Source organism: Schinkia azotoformans, assembly GCF_035811335.1.
Lineage (GTDB): Bacteria > Bacillota > Bacilli > Bacillales > Bacillaceae_J > Schinkia > Schinkia azotoformans.
On sequence record NZ_JARSMD010000009.1, the window covers coordinates 1 to 17,203 of the forward strand.

At 36.8% G+C, this 17,203-nt stretch carries 20 protein-coding genes and 1 pseudogene; 4 read left to right on the forward strand and 17 right to left on the reverse strand.

Annotated elements, in window-relative coordinates; all coding sequences use genetic code 11:
* Positions 1-16: 16 nt before the first annotated feature.
* Positions 17-862: a PAS domain S-box protein gene (locus P9E47_RS04545; protein WP_326162682.1), complete on the reverse strand. Its 846-nt coding sequence runs from the start codon at positions 860-862 to the stop codon at positions 17-19.
* A gap of 375 nt (positions 863-1,237) precedes the next feature.
* On the opposite strand from P9E47_RS04545, the gene P9E47_RS04550 reads away from it, so the two are divergent.
* A complete protein-coding gene (locus tag P9E47_RS04550) occupies positions 1,238-1,321 on the forward strand; it encodes a YjcZ family sporulation protein (RefSeq protein WP_233276060.1) in 84 nt (27 codons plus the stop codon).
* Between the two features lie 351 nt (positions 1,322-1,672).
* On the opposite strand, the pseudogene P9E47_RS04555 reads toward P9E47_RS04550, so the two are convergent.
* Positions 1,673-1,913, reverse strand: a pseudogene (locus P9E47_RS04555) (transcriptional regulator); the annotation flags it as partial.
* Complete coding sequence (locus P9E47_RS04560) at positions 1,913-2,104, reverse strand: hypothetical protein (RefSeq protein ID WP_003331081.1); 192 nt, start codon at positions 2,102-2,104, stop codon at positions 1,913-1,915. The pseudogene P9E47_RS04555 and the gene P9E47_RS04560, both read right to left, overlap by 1 nt.
* Before the next feature lie 156 nt (positions 2,105-2,260).
* On the opposite strand from P9E47_RS04560, the gene P9E47_RS04565 reads away from it, so the two are divergent.
* Positions 2,261-3,676 carry a hypothetical protein gene (locus tag P9E47_RS04565; RefSeq protein ID WP_326162684.1) on the forward strand — a complete coding sequence of 472 codons (1,416 nt, stop codon included), beginning with the start codon at positions 2,261-2,263 and terminating at the stop codon, positions 3,674-3,676.
* Between the two features lie 88 nt (positions 3,677-3,764).
* Here P9E47_RS04565 and P9E47_RS04570 read toward each other — a convergent pair whose 3' ends face one another.
* The 7 genes from P9E47_RS04570 to P9E47_RS04600 form a co-directional block, all read right to left on the reverse strand.
* On the reverse strand, positions 3,765-4,115 hold the full coding sequence (locus P9E47_RS04570; protein WP_081585672.1) for a calcium-binding protein: 351 nt from the start codon (positions 4,113-4,115) through the stop codon (positions 3,765-3,767).
* Positions 4,096-4,239, reverse strand: a complete 144-nt coding sequence (locus tag P9E47_RS04575) for a hypothetical protein (protein ID WP_157382100.1) — start codon at positions 4,237-4,239, stop codon at positions 4,096-4,098. Before P9E47_RS04575 ends, P9E47_RS04570 begins: the two co-directional genes overlap by 20 nt.
* Before the next feature lie 191 nt (positions 4,240-4,430).
* Entirely contained in the window at positions 4,431-5,138 is a 708-nt protein-coding gene (locus tag P9E47_RS04580; protein WP_326162686.1) for a nucleotidyltransferase domain-containing protein, read from the reverse strand.
* A gap of 136 nt (positions 5,139-5,274) precedes the next feature.
* Positions 5,275-6,099 carry a hypothetical protein gene (locus P9E47_RS04585; RefSeq protein ID WP_003331085.1) on the reverse strand — a complete coding sequence of 275 codons (825 nt, stop codon included), beginning with the start codon at positions 6,097-6,099 and terminating at the stop codon, positions 5,275-5,277.
* 15 nt (positions 6,100-6,114) lie between these two features.
* Entirely contained in the window at positions 6,115-6,813 is a 699-nt protein-coding gene (locus P9E47_RS04590; RefSeq protein WP_326162687.1) for an ABC transporter ATP-binding protein, read from the reverse strand.
* A gap of 2 nt (positions 6,814-6,815) precedes the next feature.
* A complete protein-coding gene (locus tag P9E47_RS04595; RefSeq protein WP_003331087.1) occupies positions 6,816-7,178 on the reverse strand; it encodes a GntR family transcriptional regulator in 363 nt (120 codons plus the stop codon).
* A gap of 134 nt (positions 7,179-7,312) precedes the next feature.
* Complete coding sequence (locus P9E47_RS04600) at positions 7,313-8,515, reverse strand: 4-hydroxybenzoate 3-monooxygenase (RefSeq protein WP_326162688.1); 1,203 nt, start codon at positions 8,513-8,515, stop codon at positions 7,313-7,315.
* A gap of 151 nt (positions 8,516-8,666) precedes the next feature.
* Between P9E47_RS04600 and P9E47_RS04605 the strand changes: the two genes are divergently transcribed.
* Together P9E47_RS04605 and P9E47_RS04610 are read left to right on the forward strand one after the other, a co-directional pair.
* Positions 8,667-9,461 carry an IclR family transcriptional regulator gene (locus P9E47_RS04605; RefSeq protein ID WP_326162689.1) on the forward strand — a complete coding sequence of 265 codons (795 nt, stop codon included), beginning with the start codon at positions 8,667-8,669 and terminating at the stop codon, positions 9,459-9,461.
* A gap of 151 nt (positions 9,462-9,612) precedes the next feature.
* The gene (locus P9E47_RS04610; protein ID WP_326162690.1) at positions 9,613-10,392 is read left to right on the forward strand and encodes an IclR family transcriptional regulator; all 780 of its coding nucleotides are present in this window, start codon (positions 9,613-9,615) and stop codon (positions 10,390-10,392) included.
* A gap of 5 nt (positions 10,393-10,397) precedes the next feature.
* Here the strand turns inward: P9E47_RS04610 and P9E47_RS04615 are convergent, their stop codons facing one another.
* The 7 genes from P9E47_RS04615 to P9E47_RS04645 all read right to left on the reverse strand — a co-directional run bounded on the left by P9E47_RS04615 (position 10,398) and on the right by P9E47_RS04645 (position 17,197).
* Positions 10,398-11,546 (reverse strand): AbrB family transcriptional regulator, encoded by a 1,149-nt coding sequence (locus tag P9E47_RS04615; RefSeq protein ID WP_003331092.1) that lies wholly within the window; start codon positions 11,544-11,546, stop codon positions 10,398-10,400.
* 139 nt (positions 11,547-11,685) lie between these two features.
* On the reverse strand, positions 11,686-12,408 hold the full coding sequence (locus P9E47_RS04620; RefSeq protein ID WP_003331093.1) for an ABC transporter ATP-binding protein: 723 nt from the start codon (positions 12,406-12,408) through the stop codon (positions 11,686-11,688).
* A complete protein-coding gene (locus P9E47_RS04625) occupies positions 12,409-13,176 on the reverse strand; it encodes an ABC transporter ATP-binding protein (RefSeq protein ID WP_003331094.1) in 768 nt (255 codons plus the stop codon).
* A gap of 2 nt (positions 13,177-13,178) precedes the next feature.
* Complete coding sequence (locus P9E47_RS04630; protein ID WP_003331095.1) at positions 13,179-14,237, reverse strand: branched-chain amino acid ABC transporter permease; 1,059 nt, start codon at positions 14,235-14,237, stop codon at positions 13,179-13,181.
* An 11-nt stretch (positions 14,238-14,248) separates the two neighbouring features.
* A complete protein-coding gene (locus P9E47_RS04635; RefSeq protein WP_003331096.1) occupies positions 14,249-15,121 on the reverse strand; it encodes a branched-chain amino acid ABC transporter permease in 873 nt (290 codons plus the stop codon).
* A gap of 66 nt (positions 15,122-15,187) precedes the next feature.
* Positions 15,188-16,381 carry an ABC transporter substrate-binding protein gene (locus tag P9E47_RS04640; protein ID WP_003331097.1) on the reverse strand — a complete coding sequence of 398 codons (1,194 nt, stop codon included), beginning with the start codon at positions 16,379-16,381 and terminating at the stop codon, positions 15,188-15,190.
* Positions 16,382-16,417: 36 nt separating this feature from the next.
* On the reverse strand, positions 16,418-17,197 hold the full coding sequence (locus P9E47_RS04645) for an enoyl-CoA hydratase-related protein (RefSeq protein WP_003331098.1): 780 nt from the start codon (positions 17,195-17,197) through the stop codon (positions 16,418-16,420).
* Positions 17,198-17,203 lie beyond the last annotated feature (6 nt).

The window sequence follows — 17,203 nt, forward strand, 5'->3', positions numbered from 1 at the left end:
TAGTTTCTTGGGTCCATTATATAGTGTCAAATAAGAATATTTTCTCTAATTTATTATTTGAAAAATGAATCTCAATATTTTCAAACTTCTCGTTCAAACTCAAAGTCCTTTCAATGTATCTCGAAAAAACTTTTAACTCATCATTAAAGGTATTAATGTTTCGCCCAATAATGTCAGTCTTTTTAATTCCTGTGTATTTTTCGGCTGCTACATTATAATCGGTTATCATACCATTTTGATCCGTAATAATAATTCCATTTTTTGTTGACTTTATAATGATTTGATTAAAAAGATTTAATTGCTTATTCATTTTATTCAATTCAATCTCTCGTTCAATTGAATCAACCGCTGACGAAACGAGTCCTAAATGAAAGGAAGAGGATTTGTCTAGTGTAGTTGCAAGTGTTATCGTGCCTTTCAACCCATTATTCAATGTAAACTTACAGCTTGAACAGGACATATCATAAAATACCTTATGGAAATGCTCATTTCCTTTTACCTGAATAGGTAGATTGTGATTTAGACAAAGATAAATTGAATTTGTACCGGCGTATTTCTCATCAAAAGAATCTCCTTCCTTAATTCCCATTTTGTATTGTAGATCCTCATTCCCCATAACTTTTAAAACATTGCAGCTATCATCAGTAATAATAATCATTGCTGGAATATCATTTAAAAAGTAAAATAATTTTTTTACAAAGTATTTAGTTAGATAGATGAACTCACTGTATTTGTCGTTCTTCTTTTCAAGTTCATCTGGAGTAATCGTTTGTATTAACTTAGGTAAAGTTTTGGGGTCAAAACCATAATGATGTTCACAATTGTATTTTGAATGCAGAGTATACCAAGATTCCGTAATCATAACTTCCCACAGCCTCCTTTTTCACTAAATATTGCCATGCAAAACCAAGATTAACAGAATTTTCCCAAAAATACTGTCGAAAAATGAATAATTTATTAAATAAGGTGGAAATATTTCACTTTTTGTATATTTATAGGAGGTATACACTACAACAGGAGTGATAAATCCATTTTATATGCAACAAATAGTTTTTCACCTCACTTGGTGCACAATAAGTCTCTTGCGCTTAATTTTCGAAATGCGGAACAGCAAAAATGAATTTTTAGTCTAAAATATTTTCCGTATTTGTCCGAATCTGGTAAGACGAGAATTTCATAACATGTACTATCTTATAAAAAGGTGGTGATACTGATGGAAGCTTATTGCGGTGGTGGAATGGGTAACAGCTTTGTTTTAATTGTTGTTCTTTTCATTTTATTGATTATTGTTGGAACAGCTTTTGTTGGCGGAGGTTATTAGTACTATTTAAAGGCTAATCCAACCTCTATTCCCATAATAGGAAGTACTTTTCTAAACGTGCTTCCTATTATTAAAGCTCATTACCGGAGGTGTAAAGTCATGTATACACGACCCATTTTTTGTCCACCAAAATACGTAGTTCGAGATCGTTTTGTTCCGTGTGTTCATCCTATTGTCCATCCAGTAGTTCATGTAAATCGTTTAAATGTAGTAAATGTGCCTCGACACATTTTTAAACCTATTAGAAAAAATGTTATTGTTGAGCATAGACGTCCTTTTTATTGCTGAATTTCCTGAATGCCATACTAAATTAAGTATGGCATCTTCGATTATTTCAAGATATATGTTCATATCAATAACAACACCAGATTTATCTTTTTGAATAATTGTAAAATTCGGTACATATGGTATTGCGAACTCACTATAATCTTTTCTTTTTAGTATTGTACATTTATCAATAAACTTATCGGTTCCTGATGTAGCAACTATTAAAGGTTGTCTCTTCGATAGCCATGAAACTGAAGAATATTTGGAACTTGCCATCCTTCATAACATCGAGGAGCATCAAAAGTGATTTCATCGTATTCCCATCTATTGATCTAAATCACGTATAGCCAACAATTTTGGGTAATATTCTTTCATTACTTGAACTTTATTATTTTTTTGATTATCTACTAAATATACGATAGATAAATCACTATAAGAAATAACAGATTTAATTTTATATATATTTTTTAGCAAGGCATTTTTTTCTAAAAAAATATCTTTTTCAGAAGTCTCCATAAAATCCCCCTTTTGATTTAGTTGACGATTTAAATATTATCACTAGTGTATATGAAATTGGAAATACTTTTACAAAATTTTCAAATCACACCTTAACGGCTTCGCCATATCCTATATTACGGTTTTAGGTATTAGCTTAATTTAGGGGGAAAGACAATGGTAGTTGAATTAACTGCCCTTCATTGGATATATGTCGCTTTTATTTTGATAATAATTGGCTTCATGGTCATGCGAAGGGATACATCGTTAGTTTGTATCATCGGGATATTCTTACTGGCTTTTACGGCAACACAATCTTTAAGTGCCTCCATTAGCAGCATTTTTAATAGCTTTATTTTTGCGATTACGGAACTCCTTGGTACTATCCTAATCATCTCCATTATTGTTTCAATGTCTAAAGCGCTAACAAGAACGGGTGTCAATGATGTCATGATCTCACCTTTTACCAAATTAATAAGAACTCCGGCTTTAGCCTATTGGACCATTGGTATTCTCATGATGGTTATTTCGTGGTTCTTCTGGCCTTCACCAGCAGTGGCATTATTAGGGGCTGTACTTTTGCCGGTTGCACTTCGTGTCGGTTTGCCAGCTTTGGGAGCTGCCATGGCCATGAACTTATTTGGGCATGGGATTGCCCTTTCTGGGGATTTCATCATTCAAGGTGCACCGAAACTAACCGCGGATGCAGCCGGAATTCCCGTGCTGGATGTTGTCCAAGCGAGTATACCTCTAGTTTTCGTAATGGGTATTGTGACAACGATTGTGGCCTTTATCTTTTTAAAACGTGATATGAAAAATGGCACGCTTAAAGTTGAAACAACAGTGGTAGGTGATCATTCTGAAAAGCATTTCTCTAAAAAAGAAATGGATCAATTAAAAAATCTTCTTACTCCCGGAGCAAAAAAATTAATAGCCTTCCTTATTCCAATTCTATTTATTTTAGACGTAGTTGCTATGTCAGTATTAAATCTTTCTGGTGGGGACGCAACCGCATTAATTGGAGGTACAGCCATTTTCATTCTGCTTCTTATCAGTCTACTCGCGCACAAAAACAACGGATTAGAAGAAACAACTTCATATTTAATCGAAGGATTCCAATTTGGTTTTAGAGTATTTGGGCCTGTTATTCCTATTGCCGCCTTTTTCTACCTTGGTGATTCAGGTTTTATAAAGATTATTGGAGAATTTCTCCCTGCTCATTCTTCAGGAATAGTCAATGACTTAGGGGTAGCACTTGCCCATACCGTACCGTTAAATGGACAAATTGCCGCAATCACATTAACTACAGTTGGTACCATCACTGGCTTGGACGGTTCCGGTTTCTCGGGGATATCATTGGCGGGATCGCTTGCTAATTTGTTTGCTACAGCGATTGGTGCAGGTGCGGCAACCTTAACAGCTCTTGGGCAAATTGCAGCAATTTGGGTTGGAGGGGGAACTTTAGTCCCCTGGGCATTAATTCCAGCCGCCGCGATTTGTGGTGTCGATCCGTTTGAGCTGGCGAGGCGGAATTTGGTACCGGTAGTGATTGGCTTGGTTGTTACTACTATTGTAGCGATGTTTTTGATATAACTTTATTTGAATTTATAAAATCAAAAATGCATCAGATGAGTGATTTTAACTCAACTGATGCATTTTTTGTAATATTTTTGCTTTAACATTAATGGTATGACCAAAACCAACCTTGATATAAATCTATCCATTTAAAATTTTTGTGTCCTTCATCCAAATTGATGCCAGCTAATGGCAGTATTACTTTTTTTCTCCCTACCTTACACTCGACAAGAATTCCATAATATTCGTCTACTTTCATCTCTTGATCTAATCGAATACAGTATACTTCAAATTCTGCGATTTCTAAAGGACCAATTTCCTCTGTATATAACGCAGAAAAAGGAAATGTTATATGTTGTAATAGATATTCATAAAAACTCATTAAACTTTCCTCTTTTACTTTGAGTAATTCGTACAGATAACCTTCTGTATATTTTTTACCTCTCTCTAACCCCATTACTCCGAGTTAATTTTTCAATGACAAACTCATATTCTTCATTCAAAAATTTCTTACTAAACTCAATTGTTAACTTTAGTAATTCCGCTTTCTTTTCCTCTACTTTTTCTTTTGTTCCAGTCATAGTACACATCCTCTAATATATGTCCCTCAATTTTAGTGACCTGCCTTCACATTAATTTTACATTGTTCGAGTCATCTATAAAAGATTAAACATTGAAAAATGCATCAGATTAGAGTTTAGTACTCTGCTGATGCATTTTTGGGTATTAATAATCTCTTTCTTGATAGCTTCGTACATAAGTAATTTTTTATCTACAGAAAGAATTCTTTATAACCAACAAACAATTCTCCACCATAATTATCTAGAGTAGATTGAATGAATGAAATTAGTTCAGTTTTATCTTTTGTAATCATGTATTTTTTTGTATATTTAACTAGTTTATCACACATATCTATATCATATGATTTAAGGTTTCTAGCAACCCACTTTCCTACACCAACCCACTTTCCATCTGCCCTTAAAATCAGTTCAGTTAACGTATCTATTAACTTATTTAAAATAAATAAACTTTCTTCAAAGTCTTCTGAACTCCTAAAGTCTGACAAAAGATCTGTAATTTGATACCTTGCTTCATTTATTTTGTCCTCATTCCAAAGTTGTGGACCCTGCTCATAAAGTATTTTTGCCTCCCTTTGGAATTCCTCTCCATTCCCTTGTTTATCTTCTATAAGTAGACCTTCGGCACACATTTTAATGATGGTGGGCATCCCTCTATATCTAGCTGTTTGAAATTCAAACTCTAGAGACAAAGCCGTATAAATAAATGCTTCAATTTTCCATCCAAGAAAGTGATAACACTCCAGTCTTGGTGTTTCTGTTTCATCAATAATAATTAAGTCAATATCAGATTCTGTTGTTAAATTTCCATAAACAGCACTTCCACCTATCCAGACTATATCTGATTCAGGATAGTGGGAAACGATAAACTGTTGAGCTATTCGCTTGATCGAGTCTCTCATATGGAACACCTCCCATATTAGGATATTAACGTAAATGATAAGTGTTCCAAAAAATCCCCCGAACCGTTAGTCCGAGGGAACATAATGTATTGAGTGTGTGGCCACACATGGGTTTCATTAAATACATTTGTTATATTTATAAATCAATTTTCTTTTCGATTAAATAGCCTGTTCCTAAGAAAAGAGCTACCACTGTTATGATGCTATAGACGCTAGAAATTATATTTATATTAAACATTCCTGTACCTTGGCCATGAAAGCCGCCACTTCCCAATACAAAATTATATCCCGAATTCAAGATCTCTTTCGTTCCCACTGTAAATGATTCAATATCTAAATAATATGGGAAAAATACCTCTAATCCGAACTGACCAAAAGAGAGTACTCCGTTCAGGATTAAGAAAATGATAAACCACAAACCACCGATCCGTTTATTCCGAAACGTAACCTTTCCAAGTGCCATTGAGAAGTAAATAAGAATCAACATATATACTCCACTATAAACGGTAGCGATTATGCTAAAAAGCGCAATTTTTATCGACACCAAATTTATGATCTCAGCGAAAAGTTCAGAAATATTCAATTCAAATGGAGTAAAACTTAACGCCATTACTAAATTGTAGAAGGCAATAGCAATACCTAAAATGAAAAACCACATTAAAGCTACTATTAATTTCGCACCGACAATTTCAATTCCTTTTAAAGGCAATGTAAAAGTTAAAAAGCCTCTATCTTCATATAGTTCTTTTCTAAAAGAGCCTACTATATATAAGAATGTTACCAAAGCTGTTCCAAAAAGAATCATTATCGATAGCCCCATAAAAAGGCCGCCACCAAAAGAACCTCTTGCTATTTGCTCCTGCGAGGCATATAAACCTGTAATCAGTATTAGCACCAGCGTTAAAACGCTCAATATATATTTATAGGTGCCTTTAACCTCATATTTCATATATTTCAGCATATCCGAAAATCCCTCCTATTCACCAAAAACTACTTTGTAAATATCATCTATTTGCATTCCTTTTTCTTCCCTTAAGGCCTCTGCGTTTCCAGTTAAAACAATATTGCCATCCTTTAAAAAGACAACATCATCAAGCATATTTTCCATGTCCCTCACTAAATGGGTTGTGATTATCATCGAACTTTTTTCATTAAAATTGTTTATAATCGCATTTAAGATTTGATCTCTAGCAACTGGATCTACACCTGCTATCGGTTCATCTAAAATATATAGCTTGGCATTTCTAGATAGGACAAGAGATAGGTTCAGCTTTTCGTGCATACCTTTTGAAAGAGTGTCTATTTTCATGATTTTTTCCAATTTCATGAAATCAAGTAATTCTCCGAACTTATTTTCATCAAAGTCAGCATAGAAATCTTTATACAAATTACAAGCATCATCGATCTTCATCCATTTGTATAAAAAATTACGATCAGGCAAATAGGAAACAACAGCTTTTGTACCTACTCCAACACTACGACCGTCAATAAGAACTTCACCGCTTGTTTGTCTTAATAGTCCTGTTAATATCTTGATTAGCGTAGTTTTTCCACTACCGTTAGGGCCAAGTATTCCAACTATTTTCCCCTCTTCTATGTTCAAACTTAATTGATCTAAAACGGTTTTATTTAAATACTTCTTCGTGAGATTTTTCACTTCCAAAATGTGGTTCATTTTCATTCCTCCTTCGCCAACCAGTGTGATACCATTTCTTTAATTTCATCATTCTTGAACCCGAGATTTTTCATCTCGCTGAAAAACTGATCAATTAAACCAGTTGCCATACTTTTTTTCACATTTTGTATCGTATCAGTATTTTCTGTTACGAATGTACCCATTCCTCTTTGTGTGTACACAAATTCTTCACGTTCTAATTCTTGATATGCTCTCTGAATTGTGTTGGGATTTACTTTTAATTCTTTAGAAAGTTCTCTTACCGATGGCAATTTATCACCTCTTTTAAGTTCTCCTGAAACAATTTTCGTTTTAATTAAATTCATGATTTGTATATAGATTGGAAGATTGCTTTCGAAATTCATCTTCTCACCTCCAGCAGCAATATGTATCGGTGTACTAGTTATATAGTACACTAATACCCAAATACTGTCAACTAACAAAAAAAGAACGTACTTTTAGATTTACCTCTAAAAGCACGTCCGGTATTGATAGTCAATTATTTCGTCTCAATCAACGATTTGTTTTCCCACTGAATTGGCAAACCTACATAGTTTTCTGCCAATGTTTTTGATCCAGCAACGGAAGTACATACATAATCCAATTCTGTTAATTGGATGTTGCGTTCAAATGAATCATGGTTCGGGTTACGATGAAGCATGCTTGTCATCCAATAAGAGAAGCGCTCTGCCTTCCAAATGCGACGAAGTGCTATCTCAGCATAGCGGTCCAAGATATCCTCTGAACCAGATTTATAGAATTCAGCAAGCCCTGTCGCTAGAATCTTGACGTCAGAGGCTGCTAGATTCAAGCCTTTAGCACCCGTTGGCGGTACTGTATGGGCCGCATCTCCAGCGATAAATAGTCTACCATAATTCATTGTTTCTAGAACATAGCTCCGCATTTGTACAATATTTTTTGAATTAATAGGGCCGTCCGGTAATGTCCAGCCGTCCATTGCCGTTCTAGCATGCAGCTCGCTCCAGATTCGATCATCTGACCAATTGGCAATATCATCATGATAGTCTACTGAAATATAATGACGTTGTAATGTTGATGTTCGCGTACTTAACAATGCGAAACCGCGGTCATGGTTTGAGTAAATTAACTCCGGGTTTGCTTGTTTGGCATCTGTTAAAATGCCAAGCCAGCCATGAGCATATAAATGTAAATGTTCCTTTCTGATGCTGTCAGGGATAGCCAGTCTACTAGGTCCATGGAAGCCGTCACAACCTGCAATGAAATCACATTGAATTTCATGTGTTTCTCCATTTTGTTTAAAACGAATTTTTGGCTCTTTTGTATCAACATCATGTAGACTAACTTCCGATACATTGAAAATGATGTCGCGACCTGTATTAAAGCGAGCATTTACTAAATCGATGATTACTTCATGCTGCGGGTAGACTGTAATTCTTTGCCCCCCCGTTAATCCTCTTAAATCGATGCGGTGTCTTTTGCCGCTAAATTGCAGCTCAATGCCATCATGGAAGTGGCCTTCCCGCATCATTCGGTCGCCAACACCGATTTCATTTAATAAATCAACTGTGAATTGCTCTAGTACTCCAGCCTTAACAGTTCCCTCAATATCTTCTCTTGGTTTACGTTCTATGATAATAGAATCAATTCCTTGTAAATGTAAAAGTTGAGCTAGCATTAATCCAGCTGGTCCTGCTCCAATAATTCCTACTTGTGTACGCATATTCAATCATTCCTTTTCTCATTATTTGATAAACCTATCTGTAAACGTTTACTTCTCTTAATTAGAATAATATAATAGAAATATTTAGAATATTATGCTATCTTTCTTATATACGGAACAAATTGAAATTTTCGAGGTGATTTTTTTGAATTTGTCGGAACCAAATAATTCGATTCTTCAGTCCGTCCAAAGAGGTTTGCAAATTCTTAAATTATTCTCCCCAGCCAGGCCAGTTTGGGGCATTACGGATATTGCAACTACTCTAAAATTAAGTAAAAGTACAGTTAGCCGCATCACCAGCGATTTAGTGGAGGAAGGCTATTTGGAAAAAACTCGCAACAAATATCGATTAGGCTTCTCGCTGCTATGTTTAAGTGGTGTCATCACATCCCATTTAGAAATTCATAGAGAATCAAAAGAAACATTGAAGTCACTTGTCCATAAATTAGAAGAAACTGCTCACATAGCTATTCTTGAAGATTTAGAGATCACCTATTTACATAAAATTGAATGCCAAAATCCAGTTCGGCTTTTCACGAATATCGGTAAAAAAAATCCACCAACATGCACGGGTTCCGGAAAAATATTATTAGCCTACCAGCCCGAAGCTGCCTTACGAGAACTGATTGACAGAGGTTTACCGATGATGGGACCAAAAAGCATAACAGACCCTCAAAAATTAATGACGGAATTACAAAACGTTCGGAAAAATGGATATTCCTTATGTATTGATGAAATGCAGGAGGGGATTATCAGCATCGGAGCAGCAATTCGTGATTACACAAATGAAGTAGTGGCGGCAGTAAGTATTGTCGGGCCCAAGGAACGTGGAATAGGCAGGGACAGATTACACTACATTGCCGAGGTCATCAAAGCTGCTGAGGAAATATCCGAAAAACTAGGATATATAAAAGCATTAGACGAGAAAAGCGGAAGCGCCCGTTAAGCGACGTATAAACTGGAGCACGGTGACTGAGATAAAGGATATCCGGCGACGAGTGAAGCGAGACGATGTTGACTTATCGTAGGGAGTCGTGTGAAGTTTACGAGTCGCTGGGCGCTGAAGCTAGACACGATAAAAGAGTGGGGATTTGAAGATGAGATATCCTTCTATAAATAAAGAATCCATTTCATCACTGAGAAACGCACTACAACTTTTAAATTTATTCACGATGGATGAGCCTGAGCTCTCATTAAGTCAAATAGCTGATAAATTACAAGTTGGCATAAGCACAGCCCACCGCTTAACCTATACTTTAATAGTTGAAGGTTTCCTTACTAAAGATTCGCAATCAAAGAAATTTCGACTTGGTGCTTCCATATTAGGAATGGGAAATACGATCATTACGCAAAATCAGCTTTGTCGTATTTCCATTCCTGTATTGGAAAACCTCGCCATAAACACAGGGGAATCTGCCCATATTGCGATTCTAAAAGATTATCAAGCTATCTATCTTATCAGAATGGACAGCAAACACCCTGTCCACCTGCTTTCACATGCCGGTAAACAAAATCCAATCCACTGTACAAGTTCAGGGCAGGTCATTCTTGCTTTTCAATCTGAAACCATGATTGAGCAGGTGATTGCTTGTGGATTGCAGCAATATACAGCCAATACAATAACAACCGCAGATAAATTCAAACAGCTGTTACTCAAAATTCAGAGTCAAGGCTATTCAATCAGTGAAGAGGAACTCCATGAAGGCGTCTCTTCGATTGCAGTTCCAGTGAAAGATATCAGCGGTCATGTCATTGCCTCGATCAGCATTGCGGGACCCATTTCACGCATTAATCAAGATACTTTACCTAGATTGGTGAAAATTGTAAAACAGGCCGCTGACAAGGTTTCGGAACAACTCATTTTCTCCAAAAGATAATTCCCTTAGCCAACAATACTTGTGCCGGCATTTTCTTTTTTCGCTACTTCTCTTTTGTGAATGAACTTAATAAAGGATGGCAGCAGTAAAATAACCATAATAATTCTCAATGTTTGGACAGCAACAACAAAGGTCGAATCAGCATGTAAAGATACCGCCGCTGTTGACATTTCAACTACACCACCTGGTGCAAATGCCAGAACAGAAGTAATTAGTGAAATTCCAGTGAAGCTTGAGACAATATAAGCACAGAAATACATGGCGCCAATTAATAATAAGGTCCCTAACGTACTCACGATCATGATACGTTTCAAACCAATAAACATACTTTTCCGGAACCGTGAACCAATGCTTGTTCCTATTAAAATTTGGCCAATCACAACGATTGAGTGTGGCCAAAAGAATGTTAGAGTGCTGTCAACAAAAGTAGTAGAAGCTGATTCAAAAATAATCACGCCAAGCAAGCTTCCGATTAACCATGGTGCCGGTAATTTAATGCGTTTCCCAATAAAGGCACCAGCAAACGCCGCAAGCATGATTGGAATTGTCCAAACGAACAGCGGATATCCGGCAGCTTGAATCGGGCTTTCAACAACAGGATTGCTTGTAAGACCTTCTGTCCCACTGCCATTAACAATGCAAAACAAAACGACTGGGATTATCGTAACAACCAAGAATACTCGCATAGCCTGAACAGCGGTAACAACTCCGATATTGGCCCCTACTTCTTCAGCGATCGTAGGCATTGTTGCAATTCCACCTGGAGATGTCGCTAATAAGCCCGTTAGCTTATCGGCCCTGCTAAAGCGGTATAAGAAAAGACCCGTACCGAATGAAAAAAGGATCGAAGTTGAAATGACAAGAATAACCGTAATCCAATTTTCTTGGAAGATCGTCATAACAGACGTGTTGACATTTCTCCCCAATTCAATTCCAAGCAAATATTGTCCGATTAGAAACCAAAATCGGTTAAGTCCTTTTTTTACATTTACCCCCGACTTTTTTGGTGGCCATAAAGATAGTAAGCAGGCAAATATTAATGAACCAATCATCCACCCAATTGGCAGACCCATTAACGAAAGCAATAGTCCTCCCAATCCACATAATATGATAAACCAGATTTGATATAATAAATCAGATGTCGTTGCTTTCATACTTTTTCCTTCCTTTTACCATCAATTCATATAACAAATTTAAAAGAAACTGCCCCAGAAGGACAGTTCCTAAAAATGATTATATTCCTTTTCACAGAAAATTTCAGTAATTTTGCCTTTGGCTTCTACATGATTATGTTTAAGCCATTTTCACTCCCAAGTAGGCTGACATCACTTGTGGATTTGAACTAATTTCTTCTCTAGTTCCATTTAAAAGAATCCTGCCTTGGTCAATGACATAGGCACGGTCGGCAACTTTAAGTGCAGCTTTAACATTTTGTTCGACTAAAATCACCATCGTTCCAAGCTGCTCTTTAATAACTACCAAGGCATCTAATATTTCTTTAACAACTAAAGGTGCAAGTCCCATGGAAGGTTCATCAAGCAAAATAATTTTTGGGTTTGACATTAACCCTCTGGCAACTGCTAGCATTTGCTGTTCTCCTCCACTAAGATTACCGCCTAAGTTGTGAAGATGCTTATTCAAGTTAGGAAACATTTCAATCATTTTATTTAAGTTTTCATAAGCTAGATTTTTATTCTTATAGTATTTAGAAAACATCCCTAATAATAGATTTTCTTTTACAGTTAAATTCGAAAAGACTTGGCGTCCCTCAGGTACAAGGCTTAAACCTTTACCAACAACCTTATTAGCAGGGAAGCCGCTAATAACTTCATCCTCCAGTGTGACAGTACCTGCCGATGGTTGAATTAAACCCGCCAATGTATTTAACAGCGTGCTTTTCCCTGCCCCATTGGCACCAATAATCGCAACTATTTCCCCTTTATTGACATGAAAATCAATATCGTGGAGGATTTGTATTTTACCAATGTGAGTGCTTAGTCCTTGAACATTGAGCATTTAGACCGCCTCCTCTCCCAAGTATGCTGCAATTACCTTTTCATTTCTTTGTATTTCATCTGGTGTTCCTTCGGCAATTTTCTTTCCAAAATCAATCACAACGATGCGATCTGCCAGTTCCATGACGGTTGCCATTTTGTGCTCAACGAATAAGAAGGATGTACCTTTATTTTTCAATCTTTGAATGTATCCTGCCATTCTATTTGTCTCGGTATCGTTTAATCCTGCCATCGGTTCGTCGAGCATGATAAACTCTGGGTTATAAACAATCGCTCTAGCAAATTCCAATTGCTTCTGCATACCGTAGGAAAGCTGTCCTGCCTTTTCAAACATCAAGTCTTCCAGTTCAACGAACTTCAATACTTCCATCGCCATTTCAAAGGCCATTTTTTCATCTTTTTTTACCCTTGGAAGCTTAAAAGCTGCACTTAAAACATTCGTTTTCAATTTTACATGCGTACCCATCATCACATTTTCAAGGACAGTCATATTCTCAAAGATTTGTAGATTTTGAAATGTCCTCGATATCCCGAGAGGTGCTAAATTAGGTATTTTTTGTCCCGTTAATCTTGTACCTTTATAATGTACTTCACCTTTTGTAGGTGGCATGAAGCAGGAGATCATATTAAATAATGTTGTTTTGCCGGCACCATTTGGCCCAATAACAGCGACAATTTCCCCTTTATTAACCTCAAAGCTGACGTCTGATACTGCCAGAACACCACCAAATTGCTTCGTTAAACCGTTTACAGTTAGTAAATTTGACATAATTAGACTCCTTCCTGTGACGATACTTTTGATGTAGAGCTAGTCACATGGTTTTCATCGATTGCTGGGATTGGCTCATTTTTTCGTTTTTTCTGAAATATTTGCGAAAATAATGGCAGTAGTCCCTTGGGCAAATACATCATGATTAAAATAATGATTAACCCATATACAACGATTTCAACTTCACCGCTAATGCCAAAATACGTATGACCAACAAAACGAATCAACTCATTTAAAAACATGATGATGGCTGTACCTAAAACAGCACCCCATACAGAACTTGCTCCTCCAACCATGACCATAATCAAGAACAAAATGGATTTTGTAATATAAAAGGTCGGTGGCGAAATGAAGGTAATATAATGGGCGTAAATACTTCCTGCAATCGAAGCAAATGCCGCACTCAATGCAAAAATCGCTACTTTATATTTTGAAACTTGCACACCTAATGTTTCCGTTGCAATTTCACTATCATGGATACTTCTTAACAATCTCCCAACATGGGAACGAACGATGTTCGTGGATAAAATGATAATAAGGAAAGCGACAATCCAAACGAAAAAATAGAAAAATAATTTATCGTTTAACGAGAAACCAAATAAGGTTAAGATTGGAATACCAACAAACCCGGCTGCTCCCCCGGTAATATTATTAAGCCCTAACAATAAGATATAGACGATAATATTGATCCCGATTGTAGCAAGTGCAAGAAAATGACCTTTAAGCTTTAGGATTGGAATACCAATGATATAGGCAAGAATAAACGTCGCCACCATTCCAATTAGCATTGCAAGCCAAGGAGACATTTGGTGGGTACCACTTAAAATCGCTGAAGCATACGCGCCAATGCCAAAGAAAGCAGCATGACCGAGGGATATCTGTCCGGCATACCCAATCAATAAGCTTAAACCAACCGTAACGATCGCATAAATCCCAATTAAAATAAGGATTGTAAAAATATATTGTGACTTAACAAAGGTCGGTAATAGTAATATAATCGCTGCTAGTACAAGAAGAGGCTTTAGACGATTCCCGTATAATATATTTTCAAGCTTTGTCATCTGGCTCCCTCCTATACTCTTTCTCCGGTTGCTCTTGCAAATAGGCCATTTGGCTTAAGGAAAAGAACGACGATTAAAACTAAGAATGTGATCGCATCACTATAAAAGGTTGAAACAAACCCACCGGAAAATGCTTCTAATAACCCTACTAATAATGCACCCATGACAGCACCAGAAATATTATTCATCCCGCCAATCACCATGCCAACAAATCCTTTAATACCAATTAAAAATCCCATTTCATAAGTTGCATCTGTTAATGGAGAAATCATGATACCGGCAATCGCACCTAATGCAGCGGCTAAAGTAAAGGCTAAAGCCGACATTGTTTTCGTATTAATCCCCATTAGTCTTGCTGCACGAGGATTTTTTTCACTCGCCTTTAAGGCAGAACCAATATAGGTTTTATCAAAAAAGACATATAATACAAATAGAAGAATAGCTAAAACAATAAAAATGACGATACTTTGTGGATTGATAACCGCCCCCATAAAATTAATAGGGTCCATCCTAATAATGGGAGCCAATTGTTTTGGATAAGTACCCCAAATGATTAGCCCTAGCCCTTTTAAAAAGATAGACAATCCTACAGTGATTACGATGAGGTTCATGACTGAGCTGTTACGAGCCTGGGAAATAGCTGTTCTTTCGATGGCGAATCCAATGATAGCGGTTGCGACAATGGCCAAAACAATAGAAATAAACATCGGTAATCCGGCATTAACAAAAGTAATACATGTTAAAGCGCCGATCATTGCGAATTCACCTTGGGCAAAATTTAAAACACCGGTGATGTTATAAATCGTTACAAATCCGATCGCAATAAGGGCGTAGATACTACCAACCGTTAACCCGGTTACAATATATTGCATGATTAAATCCATATCAATTAACTCCCTTCTTAAAAGGCAATGGCAGAAAAATTATTCTGCCATTGTGCTTTTTTCTATTTATTGCTCACTAAATTTCCAAGTGTTGTTCTCAATGGCTAACATTGAGAATCCATCTTCGTTTGGTCCAACATAAGACTTTGTATTAAATGTGCCTGATAGGCCGAGGTAATCGTTAACATTGTTTTGCAGGTATTCTGCAATTTGTTCAGACGTTGTATTTCCAGCCTTAATCGCTTCAAAAATTAAATTAAATCCATCGGCTGCATGTGCAGTAAAGTTATCCGGCTCACTATTGAACATTGCTTTGTAATCATCGCGCAATTTCATTAAGTTGTCTTTTTGCGGACCAGCTGGTAATTGATCAACAACACTTAATTTGGCACCTACAATAAAGATTTCTTCATTATCATCTTTCACTTGGTCTAAAAATCCTTGGTTTGCTGCTGCATTTGCTTGAATCATTGGGATATCAAAACCTAAAGACTTGAAGTTTCTTGCAACAATACCTGCTCCAGGTGTTCTTGACCAAACGATAATCGCCTCTGGATTGGCTTTACGAATATTTGTTAATTGAATAGTCATATCCGTAGCATTGGCATCAAATTCTTCATGAGCAACAATTTCAATATTATTTTCTGCAGCTACTTTTTCAAATGATGGCAATCCATCAACACCATACCCATCACGTGCATTAATCCAAGCTATTTTTGAAATATTTCTTTCTTGTAGGAAGTCTTTAATTAATTCACCTGCGGTTACATTGCTTGGTGCCATTTGGAAAACACCTTTAGTATCTGGGTTAATTGGTGCAGTTGTCATCAATGGAATACCTGCACCTGTAATTTTGGGAACAATTGCCATTGTTGTACTAGATTGTGTTGCTCCTACAATTGCGACAACACCTTCGGAAATTAACTTATCCGCTGCGACGACGGCTTTTGTATCATCCGTTTCATAGTCTTGCATAATAATTTGGATCTTCTTACCATCAATTCCACCTTGCTCATCAAGCTGTTTTTGTAATAGCTTCACTAGATTAGCCTGTGTTTTACCTAATGTTGATGCTGGTCCAGTTTCAGAAAAGATAGCCCCAATCTTGATCACATCACCCGCGCCACCTGCTTCTCCTTGACTGCTTTCACCAGTACTACTGCTAGAATTCGTTTGTGTATTTCCACAAGCTGTAAAAACTAATAGCAAAGATAACATTAAAGTTATGAGTAAAGACTTCCTTTTAAACAGCTTTTTCATATCCTAATTCCTCCTATTTTTACCCTAGATAGATGATTATTGGCCAGTATAGACAGGCTTTCTTTTCTCAACAAACGCTTGCATGCCTTCTTTACGGTCCTCTGTCGCAAAGGCATTACTGAAGCAGGCGCTTTCGATTGTTAACCCAGATTCAATGTCAACATTCGCACCAGTATTCACCGCTGTTTTAATCATGCGCAAAGCCATGATCGGCTTTTCCGCTAATCTTCCTGCCCATTCCTTTGCTGTTTGTAATACTTCATCGGCTGGCACTACCTTATGAACTAAATGAATATCCAAGGCTTTATCGGCATTAAACATGTCTCCAAAGTAAAGAAGTTCTTTTGCTACTCCCTGTCCAACGATTCTTTGCAGACGCTGAGTACCCCCGCCACCAGGAATAATTCCTAGTCCAACTTCTGGGAAGGCGTATTTTGCTTTTTCAGAACTGATGCGGAAATCACAAACTAATGCAAGCTCCAAACCTCCACCTAGAGCCAAGCCATTAATGGCTGCAATAACAGGTTTTGATATATTTTCGATTTGACTAAATACATTTCTAGAAATTTTATTCATTTCCATCATACCGACATGGGAGAGGTTCATCATTTGATGTAAATCCGCCCCTGCAACAAACGCTTTTTCGCCACTGCCAGTGATAATCACAACCTTCACTTCAGGGTCCATATCCAATTCTGACATTAAGGAACCCAACTCATTAAAAACAGCCGTATTTAAAGGATTTAGCGGTGGTCGATTGATCGTAACAATCGCAATATTATCTTCAATTTCACATTGTAAAAAATCGTAATTCATTTTGTA